This window comes from Rummeliibacillus pycnus (genome assembly GCF_002884495.1).
In the GTDB taxonomy this organism is placed as follows: domain Bacteria; phylum Bacillota; class Bacilli; order Bacillales_A; family Planococcaceae; genus Rummeliibacillus; species Rummeliibacillus pycnus.
In genome coordinates this window covers 2,542,461-2,561,812 of sequence record NZ_KZ614145.1, presented here as the reverse complement: position 1 = coordinate 2,561,812, position 19,352 = coordinate 2,542,461, and the positions used below count along the sequence as shown (strand labels likewise).

At 34.9% G+C, this 19,352-nt stretch carries 18 protein-coding genes and 2 riboswitches; of the genes, 12 read left to right on the top strand and 6 right to left on the bottom strand.

Features of this window, described 5'->3' with window-relative positions:
- Positions 1 to 56: 56 nt before the first annotated feature.
- The 4 genes from CEF14_RS12520 (at position 57) to CEF14_RS12505 (ending at position 3,316) form a co-directional block, all read left to right on the top strand.
- On the top strand, positions 57 to 392 hold the full coding sequence (locus tag CEF14_RS12520; RefSeq protein WP_102693174.1) for a YolD-like family protein: 336 nt from the start codon (positions 57 to 59) through the stop codon (positions 390 to 392).
- Positions 393 to 494: 102 nt separating this feature from the next.
- Positions 495 to 594: riboswitch (SAM riboswitch) on the top strand.
- A gap of 110 nt (positions 595 to 704) precedes the next feature.
- A complete protein-coding gene (locus CEF14_RS12515; RefSeq protein WP_102693173.1) occupies positions 705 to 1,718 on the top strand; it encodes a methionine ABC transporter ATP-binding protein in 1,014 nt (337 codons plus the stop codon).
- A complete protein-coding gene (locus CEF14_RS12510) occupies positions 1,708 to 2,400 on the top strand; it encodes a methionine ABC transporter permease (RefSeq protein WP_102693172.1) in 693 nt (230 codons plus the stop codon). The genes CEF14_RS12515 and CEF14_RS12510 overlap by 11 nt, the downstream gene beginning before the upstream one ends.
- Positions 2,401 to 2,476: 76 nt before the next feature.
- The gene (locus CEF14_RS12505; RefSeq protein ID WP_102693171.1) at positions 2,477 to 3,316 is read left to right on the top strand and encodes a MetQ/NlpA family ABC transporter substrate-binding protein; all 840 of its coding nucleotides are present in this window, start codon (positions 2,477 to 2,479) and stop codon (positions 3,314 to 3,316) included.
- A 117-nt stretch (positions 3,317 to 3,433) separates the two neighbouring features.
- On the opposite strand, the gene CEF14_RS12500 is transcribed toward CEF14_RS12505, so the two are convergent.
- Positions 3,434 to 4,069: a hypothetical protein gene (locus tag CEF14_RS12500; RefSeq protein ID WP_102693170.1), complete on the bottom strand. Its 636-nt coding sequence runs from the start codon at positions 4,067 to 4,069 to the stop codon at positions 3,434 to 3,436.
- A 244-nt stretch (positions 4,070 to 4,313) separates the two neighbouring features.
- Between CEF14_RS12500 and CEF14_RS12495 the strand changes: the two genes are divergently transcribed.
- Positions 4,314 to 5,261, top strand: coding sequence for an L-threonine 3-dehydrogenase (locus tag CEF14_RS12495; protein WP_102693169.1), 948 nt, complete (start codon positions 4,314 to 4,316; stop codon positions 5,259 to 5,261).
- A gap of 87 nt (positions 5,262 to 5,348) precedes the next feature.
- Here CEF14_RS12495 and CEF14_RS12490 read toward each other — a convergent pair whose 3' ends face one another.
- Positions 5,349 to 5,675, bottom strand: coding sequence for a YflT domain-containing protein (locus tag CEF14_RS12490; protein WP_102693168.1), 327 nt, complete (start codon positions 5,673 to 5,675; stop codon positions 5,349 to 5,351).
- A gap of 289 nt (positions 5,676 to 5,964) precedes the next feature.
- On the opposite strand from CEF14_RS12490, the gene CEF14_RS12485 reads away from it, so the two are divergent.
- On the top strand, positions 5,965 to 7,572 hold the full coding sequence (locus tag CEF14_RS12485; protein ID WP_102693167.1) for a long-chain fatty acid--CoA ligase: 1,608 nt from the start codon (positions 5,965 to 5,967) through the stop codon (positions 7,570 to 7,572).
- A 202-nt stretch (positions 7,573 to 7,774) separates the two neighbouring features.
- On the opposite strand, the gene CEF14_RS12480 is transcribed toward CEF14_RS12485, so the two are convergent.
- Complete coding sequence (locus CEF14_RS12480; protein ID WP_102693166.1) at positions 7,775 to 8,266, bottom strand: QueT transporter family protein; 492 nt, start codon at positions 8,264 to 8,266, stop codon at positions 7,775 to 7,777.
- Between the two features lie 7 nt (positions 8,267 to 8,273).
- A riboswitch (PreQ1 riboswitch) is annotated at positions 8,274 to 8,318 on the bottom strand.
- A gap of 474 nt (positions 8,319 to 8,792) precedes the next feature.
- On the opposite strand from CEF14_RS12480, the gene CEF14_RS12475 reads away from it, so the two are divergent.
- From CEF14_RS12475 to CEF14_RS12460, 4 genes are all read left to right on the top strand, one after another.
- Positions 8,793 to 9,788 carry an ABC transporter substrate-binding protein gene (locus CEF14_RS12475; protein ID WP_102693165.1) on the top strand — a complete coding sequence of 332 codons (996 nt, stop codon included), beginning with the start codon at positions 8,793 to 8,795 and terminating at the stop codon, positions 9,786 to 9,788.
- Between the two features lie 17 nt (positions 9,789 to 9,805).
- A complete protein-coding gene (locus CEF14_RS12470) occupies positions 9,806 to 10,828 on the top strand; it encodes an ABC transporter permease (protein ID WP_102693164.1) in 1,023 nt (340 codons plus the stop codon).
- The gene (locus CEF14_RS12465; protein ID WP_102693163.1) at positions 10,821 to 11,618 is read left to right on the top strand and encodes an ABC transporter ATP-binding protein; all 798 of its coding nucleotides are present in this window, start codon (positions 10,821 to 10,823) and stop codon (positions 11,616 to 11,618) included. Before CEF14_RS12470 ends, CEF14_RS12465 begins: the two co-directional genes overlap by 8 nt.
- 383 nt (positions 11,619 to 12,001) lie before the next feature.
- On the top strand, positions 12,002 to 12,508 hold the full coding sequence (locus CEF14_RS12460) for a hypothetical protein (RefSeq protein ID WP_102693162.1): 507 nt from the start codon (positions 12,002 to 12,004) through the stop codon (positions 12,506 to 12,508).
- A 96-nt stretch (positions 12,509 to 12,604) separates the two neighbouring features.
- Here CEF14_RS12460 and ilvA read toward each other — a convergent pair whose 3' ends face one another.
- Entirely contained in the window at positions 12,605 to 13,867 is a 1,263-nt protein-coding gene (gene ilvA, locus CEF14_RS12455) for a threonine ammonia-lyase IlvA (protein ID WP_102693161.1), read from the bottom strand.
- Between the two features lie 185 nt (positions 13,868 to 14,052).
- On the opposite strand from ilvA, the gene CEF14_RS12450 reads away from it, so the two are divergent.
- Positions 14,053 to 16,215 (top strand): ATP-dependent helicase, encoded by a 2,163-nt coding sequence (locus tag CEF14_RS12450; protein WP_102693160.1) that lies wholly within the window; start codon positions 14,053 to 14,055, stop codon positions 16,213 to 16,215.
- A gap of 306 nt (positions 16,216 to 16,521) precedes the next feature.
- Here the strand turns inward: CEF14_RS12450 and bshB2 are convergent, their stop codons facing one another.
- Complete coding sequence (gene bshB2 / locus CEF14_RS12445; RefSeq protein WP_102693159.1) at positions 16,522 to 17,214, bottom strand: bacillithiol biosynthesis deacetylase BshB2; 693 nt, start codon at positions 17,212 to 17,214, stop codon at positions 16,522 to 16,524.
- 15 nt (positions 17,215 to 17,229) lie between these two features.
- Positions 17,230 to 17,583: a YojF family protein gene (locus tag CEF14_RS12440; protein WP_102693158.1), complete on the bottom strand. Its 354-nt coding sequence runs from the start codon at positions 17,581 to 17,583 to the stop codon at positions 17,230 to 17,232.
- Positions 17,584 to 17,801: 218 nt separating this feature from the next.
- On the opposite strand from CEF14_RS12440, the gene CEF14_RS12435 reads away from it, so the two are divergent.
- Positions 17,802 to 19,247: a magnesium transporter CorA family protein gene (locus tag CEF14_RS12435; protein ID WP_102693157.1), complete on the top strand. Its 1,446-nt coding sequence runs from the start codon at positions 17,802 to 17,804 to the stop codon at positions 19,245 to 19,247.
- The last annotated feature ends 105 nt before the right edge of the window (positions 19,248 to 19,352 follow it).

The following is a 19,352-nucleotide window of genomic DNA, read 5'->3' as shown; positions in this document are numbered from 1 at the left end:
CAAAATGTTCACCTAAAATTATGCAAGTCAAATGAATTTGTAAAGGAGGTAGTAGCTTGATACGTGATCGAGGAAATATAAAGTGGACTGCGATGATGCTACCAGAACATGTGCAAAGACTAAGAAGCTGGCAACAAGAGATGCAACAGATTGCGAAACCTGTATTTGATGAATGGACATTACAAGCATTAGAAGAAGAACTGATGCAAGCTTATTACAGTCAAAAAGAGGTAATGTTGGAAGTTTGGTATAAGCAAACAAGTATTCAATATAGGGGTGTTATTACAAAACTCAAAAGCGAAGAAAAAAAGCTTTGTTTATATGACGCCGAACAACTTGTGAATAACTGGATTGAGGTAGAAGTCATTCTCCATATAAAAGTACTTGCATAAAATAAAAATATTTTAAAATAGTTTATTTTTTCTAAAAATTCATTGACAAATGCCTTAAAAGGAAATAATATGATTATCATAAACTTACAACTTAACAAATGGAATTTATCAAGAGTGACTGAGGGACAGGCCCTACGAAGTCCAGCAACCCCCGTTAGGGAAGGTGCTAATTCCTACAGAATTTATTTCTGAAAGATAAATGAGCGTTGATGATAAGATACATCTTTCAGTTGAGAGATGTATCTTTTTTAGTAAAAATACATAGTTTGTTTATAGAAATTATGCGAATTTAAGCGGATTAGAGGGATGTATATGCTGGAAATACAAAATGTATCAAAGGTTTACAAAGCAAAAAAGAAAATGGTAACCGGTGTAGATCATGTCTCATTGACAATTAAGGATGGAGAGATATTTGGTATCGTTGGTTATTCTGGAGCAGGGAAAAGCTCCCTATTACGCTGTATTAATTTATTGGAACAACCAACAGATGGTCGAATTTTAATTGATGGACAAGATTTAACAAAGTTAAAAGGTGAAAAGCTTCGTCAAGCGCGTTTGAAAATTGGTATGATCTTCCAACATTTTTATTTAATCAGCCAAAAAACAGTTGGTGAAAATATTGAATTTGCATTAAAAGCGGCAAAAATGCCGAAGGAAGAGCGAAATAAACGAGTCGAGGAATTACTCAAAATGGTGGGCTTAGAAGACAAAAAAGATGTGTATCCAGCACAATTAAGTGGAGGACAAAAGCAACGTGTAGGTATTGCAAGAGCTTTAGCAAATAACCCTTCTGTATTGCTTTGCGATGAAGCCACATCAGCACTTGATCCAACAACAACAACCTCTATTCTACGATTATTGAAGAAAATTAATCGAGAGCTTGGCATTACGATTATTCTGATAACGCACGAAATGGATGTTGTAAAAGAAATTTGCGATCGTATGGCGATTATGCAAGGCGGTAAGGTAATTGAAGAGGGTTCTGTTTATGACATCTTCGCAAATCCAGAAAAACCATTAACACAAGAATTTATTAGTAGTGTTGTATCATTTGATATTCCACAGGCAATCATGCAAAACGTAAAAGGGCAAGTTGTAAAGATTTTATTCAAAGGTGATGTAGCAGGGGAAGGTGTTATTTCAGATATGCTTCAGCAATTTGAGGTACAAGGAAACTTTCTTCACGGTACAATTGAATACATTCAAGAAAGACCACTCGGTATTTTCCTCATGGAGCTGAATGGGCAAGTAGAAGATGTTAATCGATCCATTACCTATATGGAAAGTCGTGGAGTAACAGTGGAGGTGTTAGACGATGTTATTTGACCCAAGTCATTTTGCTGATATGTTACCAGATATTTGGAAAGCATTCGGTCAAACCCTTCAAATGGTGGGGATTTCTTTAGCGATTGCACTAATTATTGGTTTGCCGCTTGGTTTATTATTATTCATTACAAGTAAAGGATTATTCTCTACAAGCAAGTCAGGGTTACTAGGTAATCGATTCGTTAATATAGTTGTTGGCTTTATCGTCAACCTCATTCGCTCGATTCCGTACATCATCCTTTTAGTAGCACTATTCCCACTCACAAGAATAATTGTTGGCGATACGATTGGTCCAATCGCAGCAAGCGTTTCTCTATCTGTTGCAGCGATTCCATTTTTCGCAAGACTTGTTGAAACATCTCTTCGTGAAATCGATAAAGGCGTTATCGAAGCGTCAATAGCTGCTGGTGCTACACGTTGGATGATTATTAAAGATGTATTACTTCCTGAAGCAAAATCAGGCGTCATTCAAGGGATTACCATGACGATTATTAGTTTAGTTGCATACTCAGCAATGGCTGGAATTATAGGTGGCGGTGGTATCGGTGACTTAGCAATCCGCTTCGGTTACTACCGTTACGACAACACAATCATGATTGCAACAGTTGTTATTTTAATTGTTATTGTCCAAGTCATTCAACTTGCGGGCGATGCAATAGCAAAAACAGTAGATAAACGTTAAAGCAACAAGATCAAGGATGGACTTTTATCACAATGTATTGAACTATAAAAAATAAATAATTTTTGGAGGCTTTCAAATGAAGAAAATTTTACTCGGTTTATTAACTTTAATATTAGCAACAGCTTTGGCTGCATGTGGTGGTGGCGATAAAGCGAAAAAAGACACAAGTAAGGCTACAGAAACAAAAGACATTAAAATCGGTGCAACAGCAGGTCCTTACAGTGATATGTTGAAAAAGGCAATTGTTCCTGGACTTGAGAAAAAAGGCTACAAAGTTGAAGTAGTAGAATTTAGTGATTACATTCAACCAAACAAAGCGTTAGATTCAGGTGATATCGATGCAAACTTATTCCAACATTCAGTGTATCTAAATAATTTTAATAAAGAAAACGGTACAAAATTAAAACCACTAATTATCGTACCAACTGCACCAATGGGGTTCTTCTCAAAAAAATATAAAACTGTAGATGACATTAAAAACGGTGCAACAATAGCCGTTGCGAACGATCCATCAAATGAAGCACGTACATTAAAATCTTTACAAGATCAAGGGCTTATTAAAATTAACGACAAAATCGATCAATTAAAAGCTTCAACAAAAGATATTAAAGAAAATCCTAAACACTTAAAATTCCAAGAAATTGAAGCAGCAGGTCTACCACGTGCTGTTGAAAGTGCTGATTTAGTTGGAGTACCTGGGAACTTCGCATTAGCAGCAGGTATGAAATTGCAAGACGCTGTATTCCTTGAAAACATGCCGGATCAATTCCGTAACGTTGTAGCAGTACGTGAAGCAGATGAAAACTCTCAATTGTCTAAAGACATTATTGATGTCGTTAAATCTGCTGAATTTGAAAAAGTAATTGACACAGATTTCAAAGGGTTTGGTAAACCTGAATGGATGAAAAAGAAATAGAAATAAGACAAGTGAATATTGATTCTAAAAAGAATTAGCAATCTAAATTTTGTGCAAATGTAAAGGACCACCTCTTAAAGGGGTGGTCCTTTTTATGCATAAAAAGCTAACATATTCCTACCTAAACTTTTCCTCCATCTCCTGAAGACTGTGTGTAAGTAAATATTTTTGGATACCTCGTGCTTGTTTAATAGCATTAGTGGAGTGGAGTTTAAAATTTTCCTCATCTTGCTTCTTAAAGGAAATCAAACTTTTGATGGAAGATGACATCCATTTTTCGGGTAAATTTGTCAGTAGAGCCTCTGCCTTTTCAAAATTCCCTAAGTATGCCTCGCTGTGAGCGACCATGTAACTTTTGAAAGGTTCTTTTTTAATTTGCTTTGCTTCCGATAGAGCTTGATCATAATTATTCTCAAGAATAGCAAGTATAGATGCATAGTTATGTTTTACATATGGCTGTTTGTAAGTGGTGATAATTTTGTGTAGAGCCGCTTTTTGTTCGGCTATGGTTTGATTTGCGATAGCATATGGATAGGCATAAAGTGCTTTGTGTCTATTTGCCTCAAGGAAGCGTTCGACCTTTTTTAGATTCTTTGTCCATAGTAACGCGTTGAAGTGAGGATACATGGTGAATAAAAAAACGTAAAGAAAAAGTAAGATGAAAGTTTGCCATTTAGGAACATCCATCAACAATAAAAAAGTGCAAGCAATAATTGCAAATAAATATATGAACGTTAATTTCCATAACTGCATGAATTTCACTCCTTTTTAACCATTATAAACAAAATTTTCAGATAAGTCTTTTTGTATGTGTGTACATTGAAGAAAAACATGTATTGTGTTTTTAAAGGATACATTATATAATTCTATTAACGTAAAACATTGATAAAGCTTTAAAAATAAGCTTTTAAGTGTATTCTCCAAAAACACATTTGTATTTATATAAAAAATGTATACTCCAAAAACACATATGTAGCTTACTAGAGGAGGAAATAAAATGAAGAAAATTATGATTACTGGTGCGTGCGGTCAAATCGGTTCAGAGTTAGTAGCGAAACTACGCGATGAATATGGCACAGATAATGTATTAGCAACAGATATTAGAAAAGTTTCAACACAAGCTGGACCTTTTGAAGTACTGGATGTTATGGATGCACAGCGTATGCATGATATTGCGAAAGACTTTGGTGCAGATACAATGATGCATATGGCGGCATTGTTATCAGCAACTGCTGAAGCAAAACCATTAGTTGCATGGAATTTAAATATGGGCGGTCTTGTCAATGCATTAGAAGTTTCTCGTGAACTAGGATTGCAATTCTTTACACCAAGTTCTATCGGTGCATTTGGTCCATCAACGCCTAAATACAATACACCACAAGACACATTACAACGACCTACAACTATGTATGGTGTAAACAAAGTAGCTGGTGAATTATTATGTGATTACTACCATACACGTTTTGGTTTAGATACACGTGGGGTTCGTTTCCCAGGACTTATCTCAAATGTAACGCCTCCAGGTGGTGGTACGACAGACTATGCAGTAGATATTTATTACAAGGCTGTCCAAGAAGGAAAATATACATCTTATATTGCAAAAGGTACTTATATGGATATGATGTATATGCCAGATGCCTTACAAGCAATCGTTGACTTAATGGAAGCAAATCCAGAACAATTAATTCATCGTAATGCATTTAACTTAACAGCAATGAGCTTTGAACCGGAAGAAATTGCAGCATCTATTCGAAAACAAATGCCAAACTTCAAAATGGATTATGATGTAGATCCAGTTCGCCAAGCCATCGCAGAAAGCTGGCCAGATTTACTTGATGCAAGTGCTGCAAAAGAAGAATGGGGCTTTAAGGCTCAATATGATTTAGATAAAATGACAATCGACATGCTAGACAAATTACAAAAAAAAATTAGTCATTCAGCATAAAATAGTGAAAAGAGCACGTTGTAAGCTTAGTAATAAAGCTCACAAACGTGCTCTTTTATTTTCGATAAAAAGGAAGACTAGCGTTTATTACTGTAACCCTTTAGCAATAATAATAAGCTTTCCTTTGTCTAATTCCTTTTCTGCAGTTGCAGCTTCTTCTTTACTCAAGCCAACAGCTTCCATTTGACTACGAAGCTCATCGCCACGGGAGACCATATAATTTTTCATCGATTTGAAAAAACCTTGATCTTTCATACCAACTTCTCCAGTATCAAGGGCATCTGTAATATCTTCTTCTCGTTCATGAAAATGAGCGAAAATATAGATATCATCACGATTGTATCCTTGTGCTTCTAACTTCTCTACCTGACTTTTTGCTTGCAGTGCATTTTCCACAGAAATGTTGTTAATCATTTTAATCTCCTCCTAAATGGATTCTAATTATGTTATTCCCAAAAATAAAAAGATTAAACGTTTCTTTTAGGAAAAAAGTGATGCTTTATTATAGTAATGATTCATATTTTTGAACAGAAAATCATAAATAATAATTAAGTTAATAGAACTTTTTTATAGCACTTTTGGATGAACTAGTAATCCATTTAGGTGAGCAAAAGAACTATCTATTTTGTGAGTTTCACCATCTAGTATGAACTTCTATGCTTCAAATAGTACCTATACAAACAAAGGGAGTTGGTTAAGTAGTATGATGCAAACGCCATTAGTATTAACAGACTTCGTCAAGAGAGCAGAACGTTATTTTCCAAAGAAATTAATTATTTCAAGAACAGCTGAAGATACAATTCATCGTATAACTTATAAAGAGTTTGGGCAACGTACTAGAAAGTTAGCGGCAGCATTAACGAAATTAGGGATGAAGCGAGGAACAAAAGTAGGTTCCTTTGCATGGAATCACCATCGACATTTAGAAGCTTATTTTGCAGTTCCTTGTGCAGGTGCAGTGTTGCATATGATTAATATTCGTCTATCACCTGAGCATATTATTTATATTATTAATCATGCAGAAGATGAAATTTTATTGATAGATGGAGATTTATTTCCTTTAGTAGAGAAAGCGATTCCATTGTTGAAATCTGTTAAACATATTGTTGTCATGCAGGATGGATTGGAACTACCTGAAACCAATTTAGATCATGTACATTCTTATGAACAATTACTAGCAGAAGCCGGAGAGGGTTACGAGTTTCCTGAAGATTTAGATGAGAATTTGCCAGCCGGGATGTGTTATACAAGTGCAACAACAGGTTTCCCAAAAGGAGTGGTTTATACTCATCGTAGTTTAGTGCTTCATAGTATAGCACTTGGTTTAGCAGATTCACTTGGACTTCGTGAAAACGATGTGGCAATGCCAGTTGTACCGATGTTCCATGTCAATGCATGGGGAATGCCCTTTGCAGCAGTTAACTTCGGGACAACACAAGTGTTACCTGGACCAATGTTTACACCCGCATTATTACTGGATTTAATTGAACAAGAAAAAGTAACACTAACAGCAGGTGTACCAACCATTTGGCTAGGTACGTTAAAAGAATTAGAACAAAAACCGAGAGACATTTCGTCATTGCGTGCTATTGTATGTGGTGGTTCCGCATCACCGAAAGGTTTAATTCAAGCTTTTGAAGAAAAATATAAAGTTCCATTTATCGTTGGTTATGGTATGACGGAAACAACACCAATTGTTAGTTTATCCACTTATACTTCTGAAATGGAGCAATGGTCAAAAGAGAAAAAATTGGATATCCGTGCAACACAAGGGTTAACAGTATCCTTAGTCGAAACACGGATTATAAATGATCATGGGGAAGTCCCATGGGATGGTAAAACAATGGGAGAGTTAAAGATTAGAGGTCCATGGATTGCAGATGAATATTATCATGATGAAAGAACAGCAGAAGCTTTTAAAGACGGATGGCTATATACAGGAGATATTGCCGTTATGACACCTGAAGGCTATATTAAAATAACGGATCGAGTAAAAGATTTGATTAAAAGTGGTGGAGAATGGATATCTTCTGTCGATTTAGAAAATGCACTAATGACCCATCAAGATGTATTTGAAGCTGCGGTGATCGCCATGCCAGATGAAAAATGGCAAGAAAGACCACTTGCATGTGTTGTTTTAAAAGAAGGAAGAAAAACCACAAAAGAAGCATTACTTTCCTATTTAGAAGGTCAATTTGCAAAATGGTGGGTACCAGATGATGTTGTATTTTTAAGTGAAATTCCAAAAACATCTGTAGGTAAATTCCTGAAAGCAAAACTTCGTGAAGATTTGAAAGAACAAAAGTTATAATTTTTTAAATAAAACAGTCATCATGCTCCGCAGGGTTACGGAGGTATGTGACTGTATTTTATTTCTAAAGGACCGAGTTTGGACTTTTTGAATAGCAATAATTATCATTCAATAATGCTATTCTTTTATGCTCAATAAAGAAAAGATCATTGTTAAGTTAATTGTTAACATAACAATGATCTTTTTAAATTTTATAGAAACATTAATCTTCAATTAATTTCTTGAAATTGATGCGCTTATTTAATGCCGTCATTACAGGAATACCTACAGCCATAACTGCACATTCGCCTGCAGCACAATAAAGCCACGTTAATAGAATTGGCAGCTTAGCAAGAAGATGTATTTCTATTGCTATGATGAACATTGTAAAAGTAAATACGACCGTATTAAAAATCATATGTGCTACCTGGCCTTTCATAAAGCGAGCAGAGAAAATAGTAAGTCCGAGTGCAAGAATTGATTGCCCTACACCAAATACTAAATCATAGGTACCATATGGTGAGAAAAACAGATTCGTGATGAATACACCAATTACGATGCCAATCATATATTTTTTGTTGAAAACAACAAGGTGATTGAACATTTCTGATATACGAAATTGCACATTAGTAAAGCCAAAAGGTGCAATAAGTATTGAAACTGCAATGTAAAGAGCAGCAATGATTGCACTGACAGTTAAAAATTTTGTCTTCATTATTTCGTTCCCCCTAGTTTTTTTACGTGGGATGGTTGCGAACCACGATTTAATTTAGAAACAAAGAAACATTTTAAATAAATAAAGCCAAAATGTCAAATAGGCCTTTTTTAAAGACACTAAGTATTATTTGATTTTAAGTTGTTTTCATTTTTAAGTGAATCGTACTAGAGTGAAACGCGATGATTTCGCAAAAATGCATCCAACATTTTCTTCGTGCTGAAGTCAGTGAGGTTCAATCATCATTCTGCAGGAAAAGGAAGCGAAACCGACCAAATATTGCAGGTATCTCTAAATAAATTGAAATTAAAAAATTCATAAAATAGACACATTTAGGAGAAGGTACTCAAAAACCTTATAGATAAACGATTTATTGCATTGAAGCGTTGAAGTTCAGTCTGCTAAAATAATCAAAAGATTCATAATATTATTGACGATTATAAAAGCCTTCTGTAATATAACAATAATTAGTTGCTTCAAAGGTAGATAAAAGGAAAAGGTAGCAAGAAATTGGGGGGATATTTTCATGAAAAGAATGAGAAAGTATGTATTACTTTTATTATCAGTCATTATTGTATTAGCACTCGCTGCATGCGGTAGTAAAGATGAAAAATCAAAGGATAAGAATGCAGCAGCAGATGGAAAAACTTATAAAGTCGGAATAACACAAATCGTTGAACATCCATCATTAAATGAGGCGACAAAGGGCTTTAAAGCAGCGCTCAAAGATGCTGGATTAAAAGTTGACTATCAAACAGAAATTGCCCAAGGCGATCAAAGTGTCAATACAACAGCAGCTAATAACTTAGCTGGTAGTGGAGTAGATTTAATTTTTGCTAACTCAACACCAAGTGCTCAAGCAGCTGCAACAGCAACTTCAGATATTCCTATTGTATTTACTTCTGTAACAGATGCAGTTGGCGCAGAACTTGTAAAATCAATGGAAAAACCAGGTGGTAACGTTACAGGTACTGTCGATACGCACCCAGATGCAATTCCAAATACAGTAAAATTCTTATCAACACAATTAGGTGCTAAAAAAGTAGGAATGGTATTTAATTCAGGCGAACAAAACTCACGTGTTCAAGTAGACAATGTGAAGAAAGAAGCCAAAAAAGTAGGTATTACAATTGTTGAAGCATCAGCATCAACTTCTGCAGAAGTAAAACAAGCAACGGAGTCATTAGTTGGTAAAGTCGACGCACTATATATCATCACAGATAATACAGTCGTTTCAGCTCTTGAATCTGTACTAGATGTAGCAAATGAAAAGAAAATCCCTGTAATGGTAGGGGAGTTAGACTCTGTAAAACGCGGTGGTCTTGGAGCATATGGCTTTAGCTATTATGATATCGGTTATGAAGCAGGGCAAAAAGCAGTTGAAATCTTAAAAGACGGTAAAAAGCCAGCAGATATTCCTGTTGCATATCCAGCAAAGCTAAAACTGGAGATAAATAAAACAACAGCAGATAAAATCGGCGTAGACATCAAAGATGATTGGAAAGCAGAAGTAGTCAAATAGATAGGAGATGATTCTATATGTTTACAGCAATTTTTGGCTCAGTGGAGCAAGGGATCATCTATGCAATAATGGCACTCGGAGTGTATTTAACATTCCGAGTGTTAGATTTTCCTGATTTAACAGTAGACGGTAGCTTTGTGACAGGCGCCGCAACAGCAGCAACGATGATTACACTCGGATACAACCCAATTATTTCCACGATATGTGCAACATTAGCTGGCTTTGTTGCTGGTTCAATTACAGGTCTTCTACACACAAAAGCAAAAATCAATTCACTTTTATCAGGGATTCTCATGATGATTGCTTTATACTCCATTAACTTGCGAATTATGGGGACGACAATAGATACAGCTGTTGGACGTCCGAATATTCCACTCGCAAATTCTGATTCACTATTTACATTATTCTTTGGATTTTGGGAAAAGCTTGGAATCGATAAAACTTTAAATGGTATGTTATCTAGTATGGGAATAGAACATGTTCCAAATACTTGGGGAACAATTTTTATTATGTTCATTTTGACATTTGCCATCAAGCTTATCTTTGACTGGTTCTTAAAAACAGAGGTTGGTTTAGCTATTCGAGCAACAGGTGATAATGACAAAATGATTCGTAGTTTTTCTGCAAATACGGATACATTAATCATTTTGGGATTAGGTTTATCAAATGGATTGGTTGCTTTATCAGGTGCATTGATTGCTCAATATGGTAAATTCGCTGATGTTGGTATGGGAATAGGGATGATTGTCATTGGTTTGGCTTCAGTTATTATTGGTGAAGCTATTTTTGGTACAAAAACGATTGTACGCACTACCTTAGCTGTTATTTTTGGTGCGATTATTTATCGAATTGTTTTGGCACTAGCATTGCAAGTCGATTTTTTAGATACAGGCGATATGAAATTAATTACAGCGATAATTGTAGTAATTGCGTTAGTAGTCCCAACATTAAGAGCGAAGCAAAAAGAAAAATCCTGTATAGCGAAACGTCGAGCAGAACGTGCTGGAGTAGTGAAACAGGAGGGGAAGACGATTGCTTAAACTAGAAGGAATCAATAAAATCTTCAACGAAGCAACGCCTGATGAGAAAATTGCGTTAGACCATATTAATTTAGAGTTAAAAGCGGGCGATTTTATAACAGTTATCGGAAGTAATGGTGCTGGTAAATCTACGATGATGAATATGATTTCGGGTGCCCTAATGCCTGACCTTGGTAAAATTATAATTGATAATAAAGATGTAACGCGATTACCGGAATACAAACGTTCACGCTATATTGGACGTGTCTTCCAAGATCCAATGGCAGGTACAGCACCGACGATGACGATTGAAGAAAATCTAGCTATTGCTTATTCACGGAACAAAAAAAGAACGCTACGTATTGGGGTAGATAAAAAACGGCGTGAATTTTTTAAAGAATCTCTAGAAACGTTAAATCTTAATTTGGAAAATCGCTTAAATGCAAAAGTCGGTCTATTATCTGGTGGTGAACGACAAGCATTGTCACTTTTGATGGCTACATTCACGAAGCCTAATATTCTCTTGCTAGATGAACATACTGCTGCACTCGATCCATCACGAGCAGAATTAATTACAAATCTAACAAAACAATTAGTTGAAAAAGATAAGCTGACCACATTGATGGTGACGCATAATATGCAGCAAGCAATCGATTTAGGTAACCGCCTCATCATGATGGATAAAGGGCAAATTATTTTAGAGGTAGAACCTTCAGCAAAAAAAGACCTACAAATAGACGATTTAATGACCCAATTCCAACGTATTCGTGGAGAAAAAATGGTGTCAGATCGTACATTACTCAGTGTTTAATATGGAAAGAAAACCTGCATAAAATGGTTGTGCAGGTTTTTCTATATAGTTTAAGAAAATTGGAGAGTATACATAGTTAAATCTATTAATAACAAAAAAAGAAACAATAAGGATTATATATTTTAAAAGTTAAAAATAGCTGTTATACTAATCAAAACACTCAAAGAAGCTAAAAAGATATAAATTTTTTAAACTTCTTAAACAATGACGGCTCTACGAAGAAATATCCGTTATAATAGAATTGAAAATAAACCATATAAATAGGATGATCAATCTCATAATACTTATTTTTATGAAGTTAAAATAATCATTTTGTGAAATGTGGACTTTTTTTCAAATATCACCGATAAAACAAACCTATATGCAAAATAAGGAGCATTCATATGAACAAATTTTTGCCGAATATATGGAGTATATTTTTATTATTGGTTTTAGGTTTTTTAACAATTGTTGGTGTAGTTGCACAAATTGCTAGCAACCCTAGTTTAGATAGCTGGACATGGCGCCAATTGGTCATGCTCGTAGTGGGTATGATCGTCTACTTTTCATTCTCGTTTGTAGGTTTTTATTATTTAATCGCCCGCATGAAGAAGCGAGGAATAGGTTGGGATGCAGAAGGTATATATGTCGATTTTAGTAATCATAAAATATATTGGTATGAAATTGAGGATATCTATCGCATGAATTATCCTGGCATTGGGAAAGCAACCGTCATTTCTACCTCAGTAGAATATGGACAAGACATCAAACAACGTCTTGATAAATGGAAATCAACGGTTTCAGGATACTCTTTCGATATTTTTTGGCTGAGTGTACAACAATCAAAAGTGATGCATGAACAGCTTCTTCATGAATTCGAGAAGCGTAAAAAGGGTAATGCTACAGCCTAATAATATCTATTTTATATAAAACAACAAAGCCTCCAAAGATCATGGCTTCTTTGGAGGCTTTTACATTATATTTACGATGGAAGATTTTAATGTTTTTTATACTAACAATGCAAATAACGTACTATCATTATTTACTTCTTTGAATGAGAAACCATTATGTTTCATGCGATCGAGTAATCCCTCATAATCTTGAGGGTTTTTTAATTCAATGCCAACTAATGCAGGACCGCTTTCTTTATTGTTTTTCTTTGTATATTCAAATGTAGTAATGTCATCTTCTGGTCCCAATACCTGAGTTAAGAATTGGCGAAGTGCACCAGCACGTTGTGGGAAACTCACAAGGAAATAGTAAAGAAGCCCTTCATGAATAAGTGACTTTTCTTTAATCTCCTGCATACGGCTGATATCGTTGTTCCCGCCACTGATGACACAGACTACAGACTTTCCTTTGATTTGATCTTTATAATAATCAAGTGCCGCAACAGATAGTGCACCAGCAGGCTCAGCAATTATGGCATGCTTATTATATAAATCTAAAATGGTCGTACAGTCTTTTCCCTCTGGAACTACAACGATATCATCTACATATTTTTTGCAAAGTTCAAATGTTCTCTGTCCAACACATTGAACAGCAGCTCCATCAACAAATTTATCAATATGAGGTAATTCAACGGGATGATCTTGAGCAAGTGCTTCTTTCATACTAGCAGCACCAGCAGGTTCAACACCGATAATAGACGATTGTGGTGAAAGGTTTTTCACATATGTAGCGATTCCTGAGATTAAACCACCGCCACCGATACTAGCAAAAACATAGTCAACTGGTACTTCAATATCGTTCATAATTTCAACAGCGACCGTTCCTTGTCCGGCAATAATATCTACATCATCGAATGGGTGGATAAAAATATGACCATCCGCATCTGAGAATTCCATTGCACTTTTCGCGGAATCATCGAAAGTATCTCCAGCTAAAATAATTTCGACGAATTCACGACCAAACATCCGAACTTGATCGATTTTTTGTTTTGGTGTTGTGGTAGGCATGAAGATATGTCCATGAATGCCTAAATGAGCACAAGCATAAGCCACACCTTGAGCATGATTCCCTGCACTAGCACATACAACGCCTTTTTTACGGGCTTCCTCTTCAATTGTTTTGATTTTAAAGTAAGCCCCTCGTAATTTAAAAGAGCGAACATGTTGTAAATCTTCACGTTTTAAATAAACATTACAGTTATATTTTTCAGATAAATAATCATTCTTTTGTAAAGGTGTGTGTACGACGACGTCTTTTAAAAATTGATAGGCGATTAGTACGTTTTCCACCTGTACAGTTTTTTCTTCTTGCACAGTCATATTAAAACCTCCTACTTTCTGTAAACATCAATAATAGTTTTATCTATTATAGCGCTAAAATTGCAAAATTTTAAGTCAATTCTAAATTTTTGTTCAATAAATGTGAAATTCGAGACAAAAGATAACATAGTGATGTTTCCGTTATAATAGAAGAACACAGAAACAATAGGAAAGGTCAGTGCAGTATGAATTTTTTTGATAAGATGCATGAGTTGACGGGCGTAAGTTTAAATGAAGTGCAGCAAAAGGCTGTGCGCTATTCAAAGGGCCCCTTATTATTGCTTGCATCCCCGGGGTCAGGGAAAACAACAACTTTAAATATGAAAATCGGTTATTTATTATTGGTGAAAAAGGTACCTGCATATAAAATTTTAGCGATTACATTTAGTAAAGCTTCTGCAGTAGATATGGCAAATCGCTTTGACCAATTTTTTTCTTCAATTATAAAGGAACGTGTTCATTTTTCGACGATACATAGTATTGCCTTTCAAATTGTACGCGAGTATTTCTCAATACATCACCAAAACTTCGAAATAATTGAAGGCAATCGTAATAGTTGTATTGATAAAAAGGTAATTCTTCGGAATATTTTCATCCAGAACCGCAATACAATTCCTTCTGAAGATGAGATGGATGAACTCCTTTCTTATAGTAGTTTTGTGAAGAATAAAATGATTTCGGACGAAGAACTCGTGCAAAAGAAAACCATGATGCCTGGGTTGGTAGAAATGTATAAGCAATACGAAGCTTACAAAGTTCAAACCCCTGAATTAGTCTTACTAGATTTTGATGATATGTTGACGTATTGTTATAAAGCTTTGAGTGAAGATGAATATATACGGAATAAATATCAACAACGGTTTGAATATATTTTAACGGATGAGAGTCAAGATAACTCGGTTATACAGCATGAAATTATATACCTATTAGCCGCTCCTCAATTTAATGTTTGTGTCGTAGCTGATGATGATCAATCTATTTTCAAATGGCGGGGAGCAGATGTAAGAAAGTTGCTAGACTTTAAAAAGATCTATCCTAATGCTAAAACGGTAACGATGGCACAAAACTATCGTTCGACACCAGAAATTGTGGATACAGCCAATGAGTTTATCAAACGTAATCGAAATCGATATCCAAAAAAAATGTTTACAGAAAATGAGTCGAGTGGAGAAATTGAAATTCATAATGTAAAAAGATATGATTTACAATTAAATTATGTTGTAGAGGAAATCCAAAAAGCTGACAATCCCTGTGAGGTGGCTATTTTATACCGTAATAATAACTCAGCTATTCTTTTAGTTAATAAGCTATTTAAAGAAGGTATTCCTTTTTATATGAAAGATGTTGAATTAAAATTTTTTCATCATTGGATTGTCGAGGATATCTTGAATATTATGCGCCTTTCATATAATGATTCGCGAGTAGATATTTTGGAAAAGGTTTATACGAAGATTAATGCTTATATAAAGAAAAAACAAATAATACATTTACAAAAACACGTTAGTAAAGCATCAACATTTGATCGTTTACAAGAAATCATCCATGCACCCTATCAGGAGCAAGTGTTGAAACGGGTAAAACAAACTATCCGTAAACTTCAGATGCAGGAACCATATGAAGCTATTCAGACAATTCGTCAAGATTTAGGGTATGACAAATCTCTTCAAAATACAGCAGAACATCTACGGATGAATGAAGAAAATCTGTTTGATATTTTAAACACACTAGAGCAAATTGCGAAAGAACTACCGTCACTCGAGACATTTGCATATCGTTTAAAAGATATTGAACAACTTATGCGCACGTCTAAAAAATATAAAGGACAAGATGTTATAACATTATCCACATTGCATAGTGCAAAAGGTCTGGAATATGACCGAGTGTATATGATTGATTTGATTGAAGGCATTCTCCCAAATAACGAAGATATAAAAGAAGATGAAGTAGGCAATATCGAAGAAATGGAAGAAGCCACGCGTCTCTTTTACGTTGGAATGACACGAGCACGACATCATTTAGAATTGTTAACCTACAGTGTTCGTAATGGCGCCCATGTAAAAGAATCTCGCTTCGTACAAAATGTAAGAAAGATTATTGCACCTGAGGAGAATCAGAAACAGATAGGAAAGAAAAACACCACACAACCTAAATATAGACCAATTTTAGAAAATGCCATTACAGATGAATCAGAACTACATCTAGGTATGCAAATAATTCATCATTTATATGGAGTAGGACAAATTAAGAGTTTAGCTCCAGATTCGATTGAAATTGATTTTGAGTCAGTAGGCATGAAAAGGTTTATGCTAGATTTTTGTTTAAATCATGGCTATCTAAAAAAGATTTAAAAGAAACAGCGATGAAAAAAGGGATATTTTTTAATTGTATTTAAAAGGAATTTTTCAAAGAAATAACGTTCTATGTTATTACTATTTTCGTTCATGCAGCGTTTAAGGTATTAAACAACTAGGAAATTTTACGAAAGATATTTGCTTTGAAGAGAGAGCCTTTAACAACAGATGATATATCTGATTGTAATGGTTGTTGTAACTTATTAACTCAAATATCAACAGCAGCAAGTGAAAAAGTGCATAGAAAAAGGCTACTCAAACGATTGATATATATCAGTGTTTGGGTAGCCTTTTATCTATTGATTAAAAATTATCTTCAAAATCCTCGTGCCAACGATAAGAATACATCCGTTCAATGGCGAACCAGTTGTTTTCATCCGTTGCGCCTTCGTTTCTTCGTTTTGTTTCTTCTTGTAGCATCCATCCAGTTTGCGAAATATGTGCACTCATAGAATTCCATTTGGCTTCTTTTACATCACGAATATCATTAATGATATCAGCTTCGCCTAGGTCATCTATAGTATTATTCGCAAATGCAACGCCGTATAAGCGTGGTCGGTTTGCTTCGGGTATGCGTCGTACTGCACGGACAACGGCTCTAGCTGTTGCTTCATGATCAGGGTGTACAGCGTAGTTTGGATAGAAAGTAATGATTAATGAAGGATTTAGTTCATCGATTAAGTTTGTCATCATTTGAACCATTTTTTCATCATCTTCAAACTCTACTGTTTTATCACGTAAGCCCATCATACGTAAATCCTTAATACCGATTGCTTCACAAGAAGCTTTTAATTCTTCTTTACGGATAAGAGGTAATCCTTCACGCGTTGTGAAAGGAGGGTTTCCAAGATTACGACCCATTTCACCTAAAGTTAGACAAGCGTATGTAATCGGTGTACCCGCTTGTGCGTATTGTGCCAATGTTCCAGATACTCCAAATGCTTCATCATCGGGATGAGGGAACACGACAAGAATTTGACGTTCAGGTTGTAGCATCTTTTTCAACTCCTTTTAATAAGCAAATGGTGTTTCGCTAATTTCTAATGCGACAGCCAATTTGCCATCATAGCCATGACCAGCCATTAATAAGCGATTTTGGCCATCTAACTCATAGTGTGTAATGCCTTGTGCATATACCCAGCCATCATTATGCAATTTTAAACCAACACGGTGTGGTTGATCTGGCGTTACTTTGCCTAATTCATAACTTAATTTTACATTGCGTATAAAAGCACCAGCGTTAAACACTTGTTTATCGAAGTGAGTTGCGTAGGCACCATTCGTCGTTTCTAAGTGTATATAGACATCCTTATTCGCAAAGGAATTAAGAAGTTCTTGTAGTTTTTGTGTATCTACTATTTCCATCTAAAAGCTCCTTCCAAAGATAGAATCTACTGTATAGTATAGAGAATTCTTTTTATAAAAGCGATTGCTAAGCATTTTTAGATTAATAGGAATCTATTGTAGAAAAATTCTGATAACTATTCAGATCAATTGTAAGGAGGCAAGAATTACTGCAATCATACAATCGATGTTTATAAACAAAGTTTTGATGGGAATACTGATATTTGGAGGTGATTAAATTGAAGTTAACTTTACCTAATATTGATGAAGAAAGTAAAATATCCAGAGCATGGATGACTTCTATGATGCCTTTTTTATTTATCTCTAAAAAAGAAAAGATGTTGGCTGAAGAACTATTATCAAATGGCTTTAAATATTTTGATTTACAAGATGACACACAACAATCAGCTTATTATGGGGATATCCATATTTCAAACGTTGCGTTAAATCAACACTTTTTGCCTTACATAGAACGACGTCTTTTTCCGAGTAGTCTAGAAGAAGATGCGTTTCATCGCTTTTCAAAAGCAATCCCTAAAAAAGGAGAGTTGGTTATTCATGAAAGGCATTATTTTTTTCAAATATTAAGTGTGGATGTAGTCCTTTGTCCTTTTGGAGTGGGGTTTGTCACAATAAGGGTTGAATTAGAAAAGGACTACTCTCTATCTGAAACGCTTGATTTTATGCATCATTTTCGAACACTCGAACCGAAAACACTGGACGAAAGAGGCGTTCGACTTTATGTTTCTTCCTTTACTTTTTATAACATTAACGATTTCATCATGCTTTATTTATGCCCAGAAATTCAACCGTACATTATTCACGATGAAGTCCGCAATGGATACTATGGTAGCTTGCCCTTTTTTGAAGATGAACGCATGCTTGTAGCTACTTATATTGAGGTAGATGAGGATCATTTATCGATCGAACAACTGTACAGAGCTAGTCAATTAGATGGTTATACGGAAGATCACATTCCATGGATTTCTGCAGGAAATACAGAACATATGGAAGAGTATTTAAAAACAAAGATGAATAATCGGTATATGCCAAAATTATGCGATATTACAACAGAACATGTTCAGATCACCATTGCTTTTCGGCAAGCAGATGAGGGTTTAAGAGAAAAAGCAAGAATTCGATTTATGGGTATACATTATTATAATGTCTTATTACATTATTTTTATAAATTGACATTATTGGAGTTATCGTTCAGATATAGCGAGTTGTCGTGGAAAACAGATGAGGTATATGTTGAAAGATTAATGAAACAAATTACCATGTTTTCATCTAAATTTTATTTTCAAGAGGTCAGTAGCCGTTCATCTAGTCGGGAAACTGCTAAGAGATTAAGGCATATTTTTCGAATCGATGAATTATTTGGTGATGTAGCAAAAACGCTTGATGCATTATATGTTAATCAAGAAAAAACTGCCGATCAAAGACAAAACCAATTATTATTTATTTTAACGATGTTCTCGGTAATATCAGGCATTTTCGGTATGAATTTGGTTGTTATTGAGTGGAATGATCGTTTTGATTGGTCGAAAATTTTTGGGTATTCAATCTACGAATGGATCTGTTTGATCACAGCAGTTGCAGGAATTTTAATGTCTGCTGGATTATTGTTAAGTACAATTTATACATGGGGAAGAAGAAAGATTCAATATAAAAAATGGTACTAAAAATGTTCGAAGAGAGCATAAATGAATTTTGTCCAATCATAAAATGCAAAGAAGCTTCCACCCTTAATCTAGAGTGGAAGCTCTATTTTTAAAACAATTGAAAGT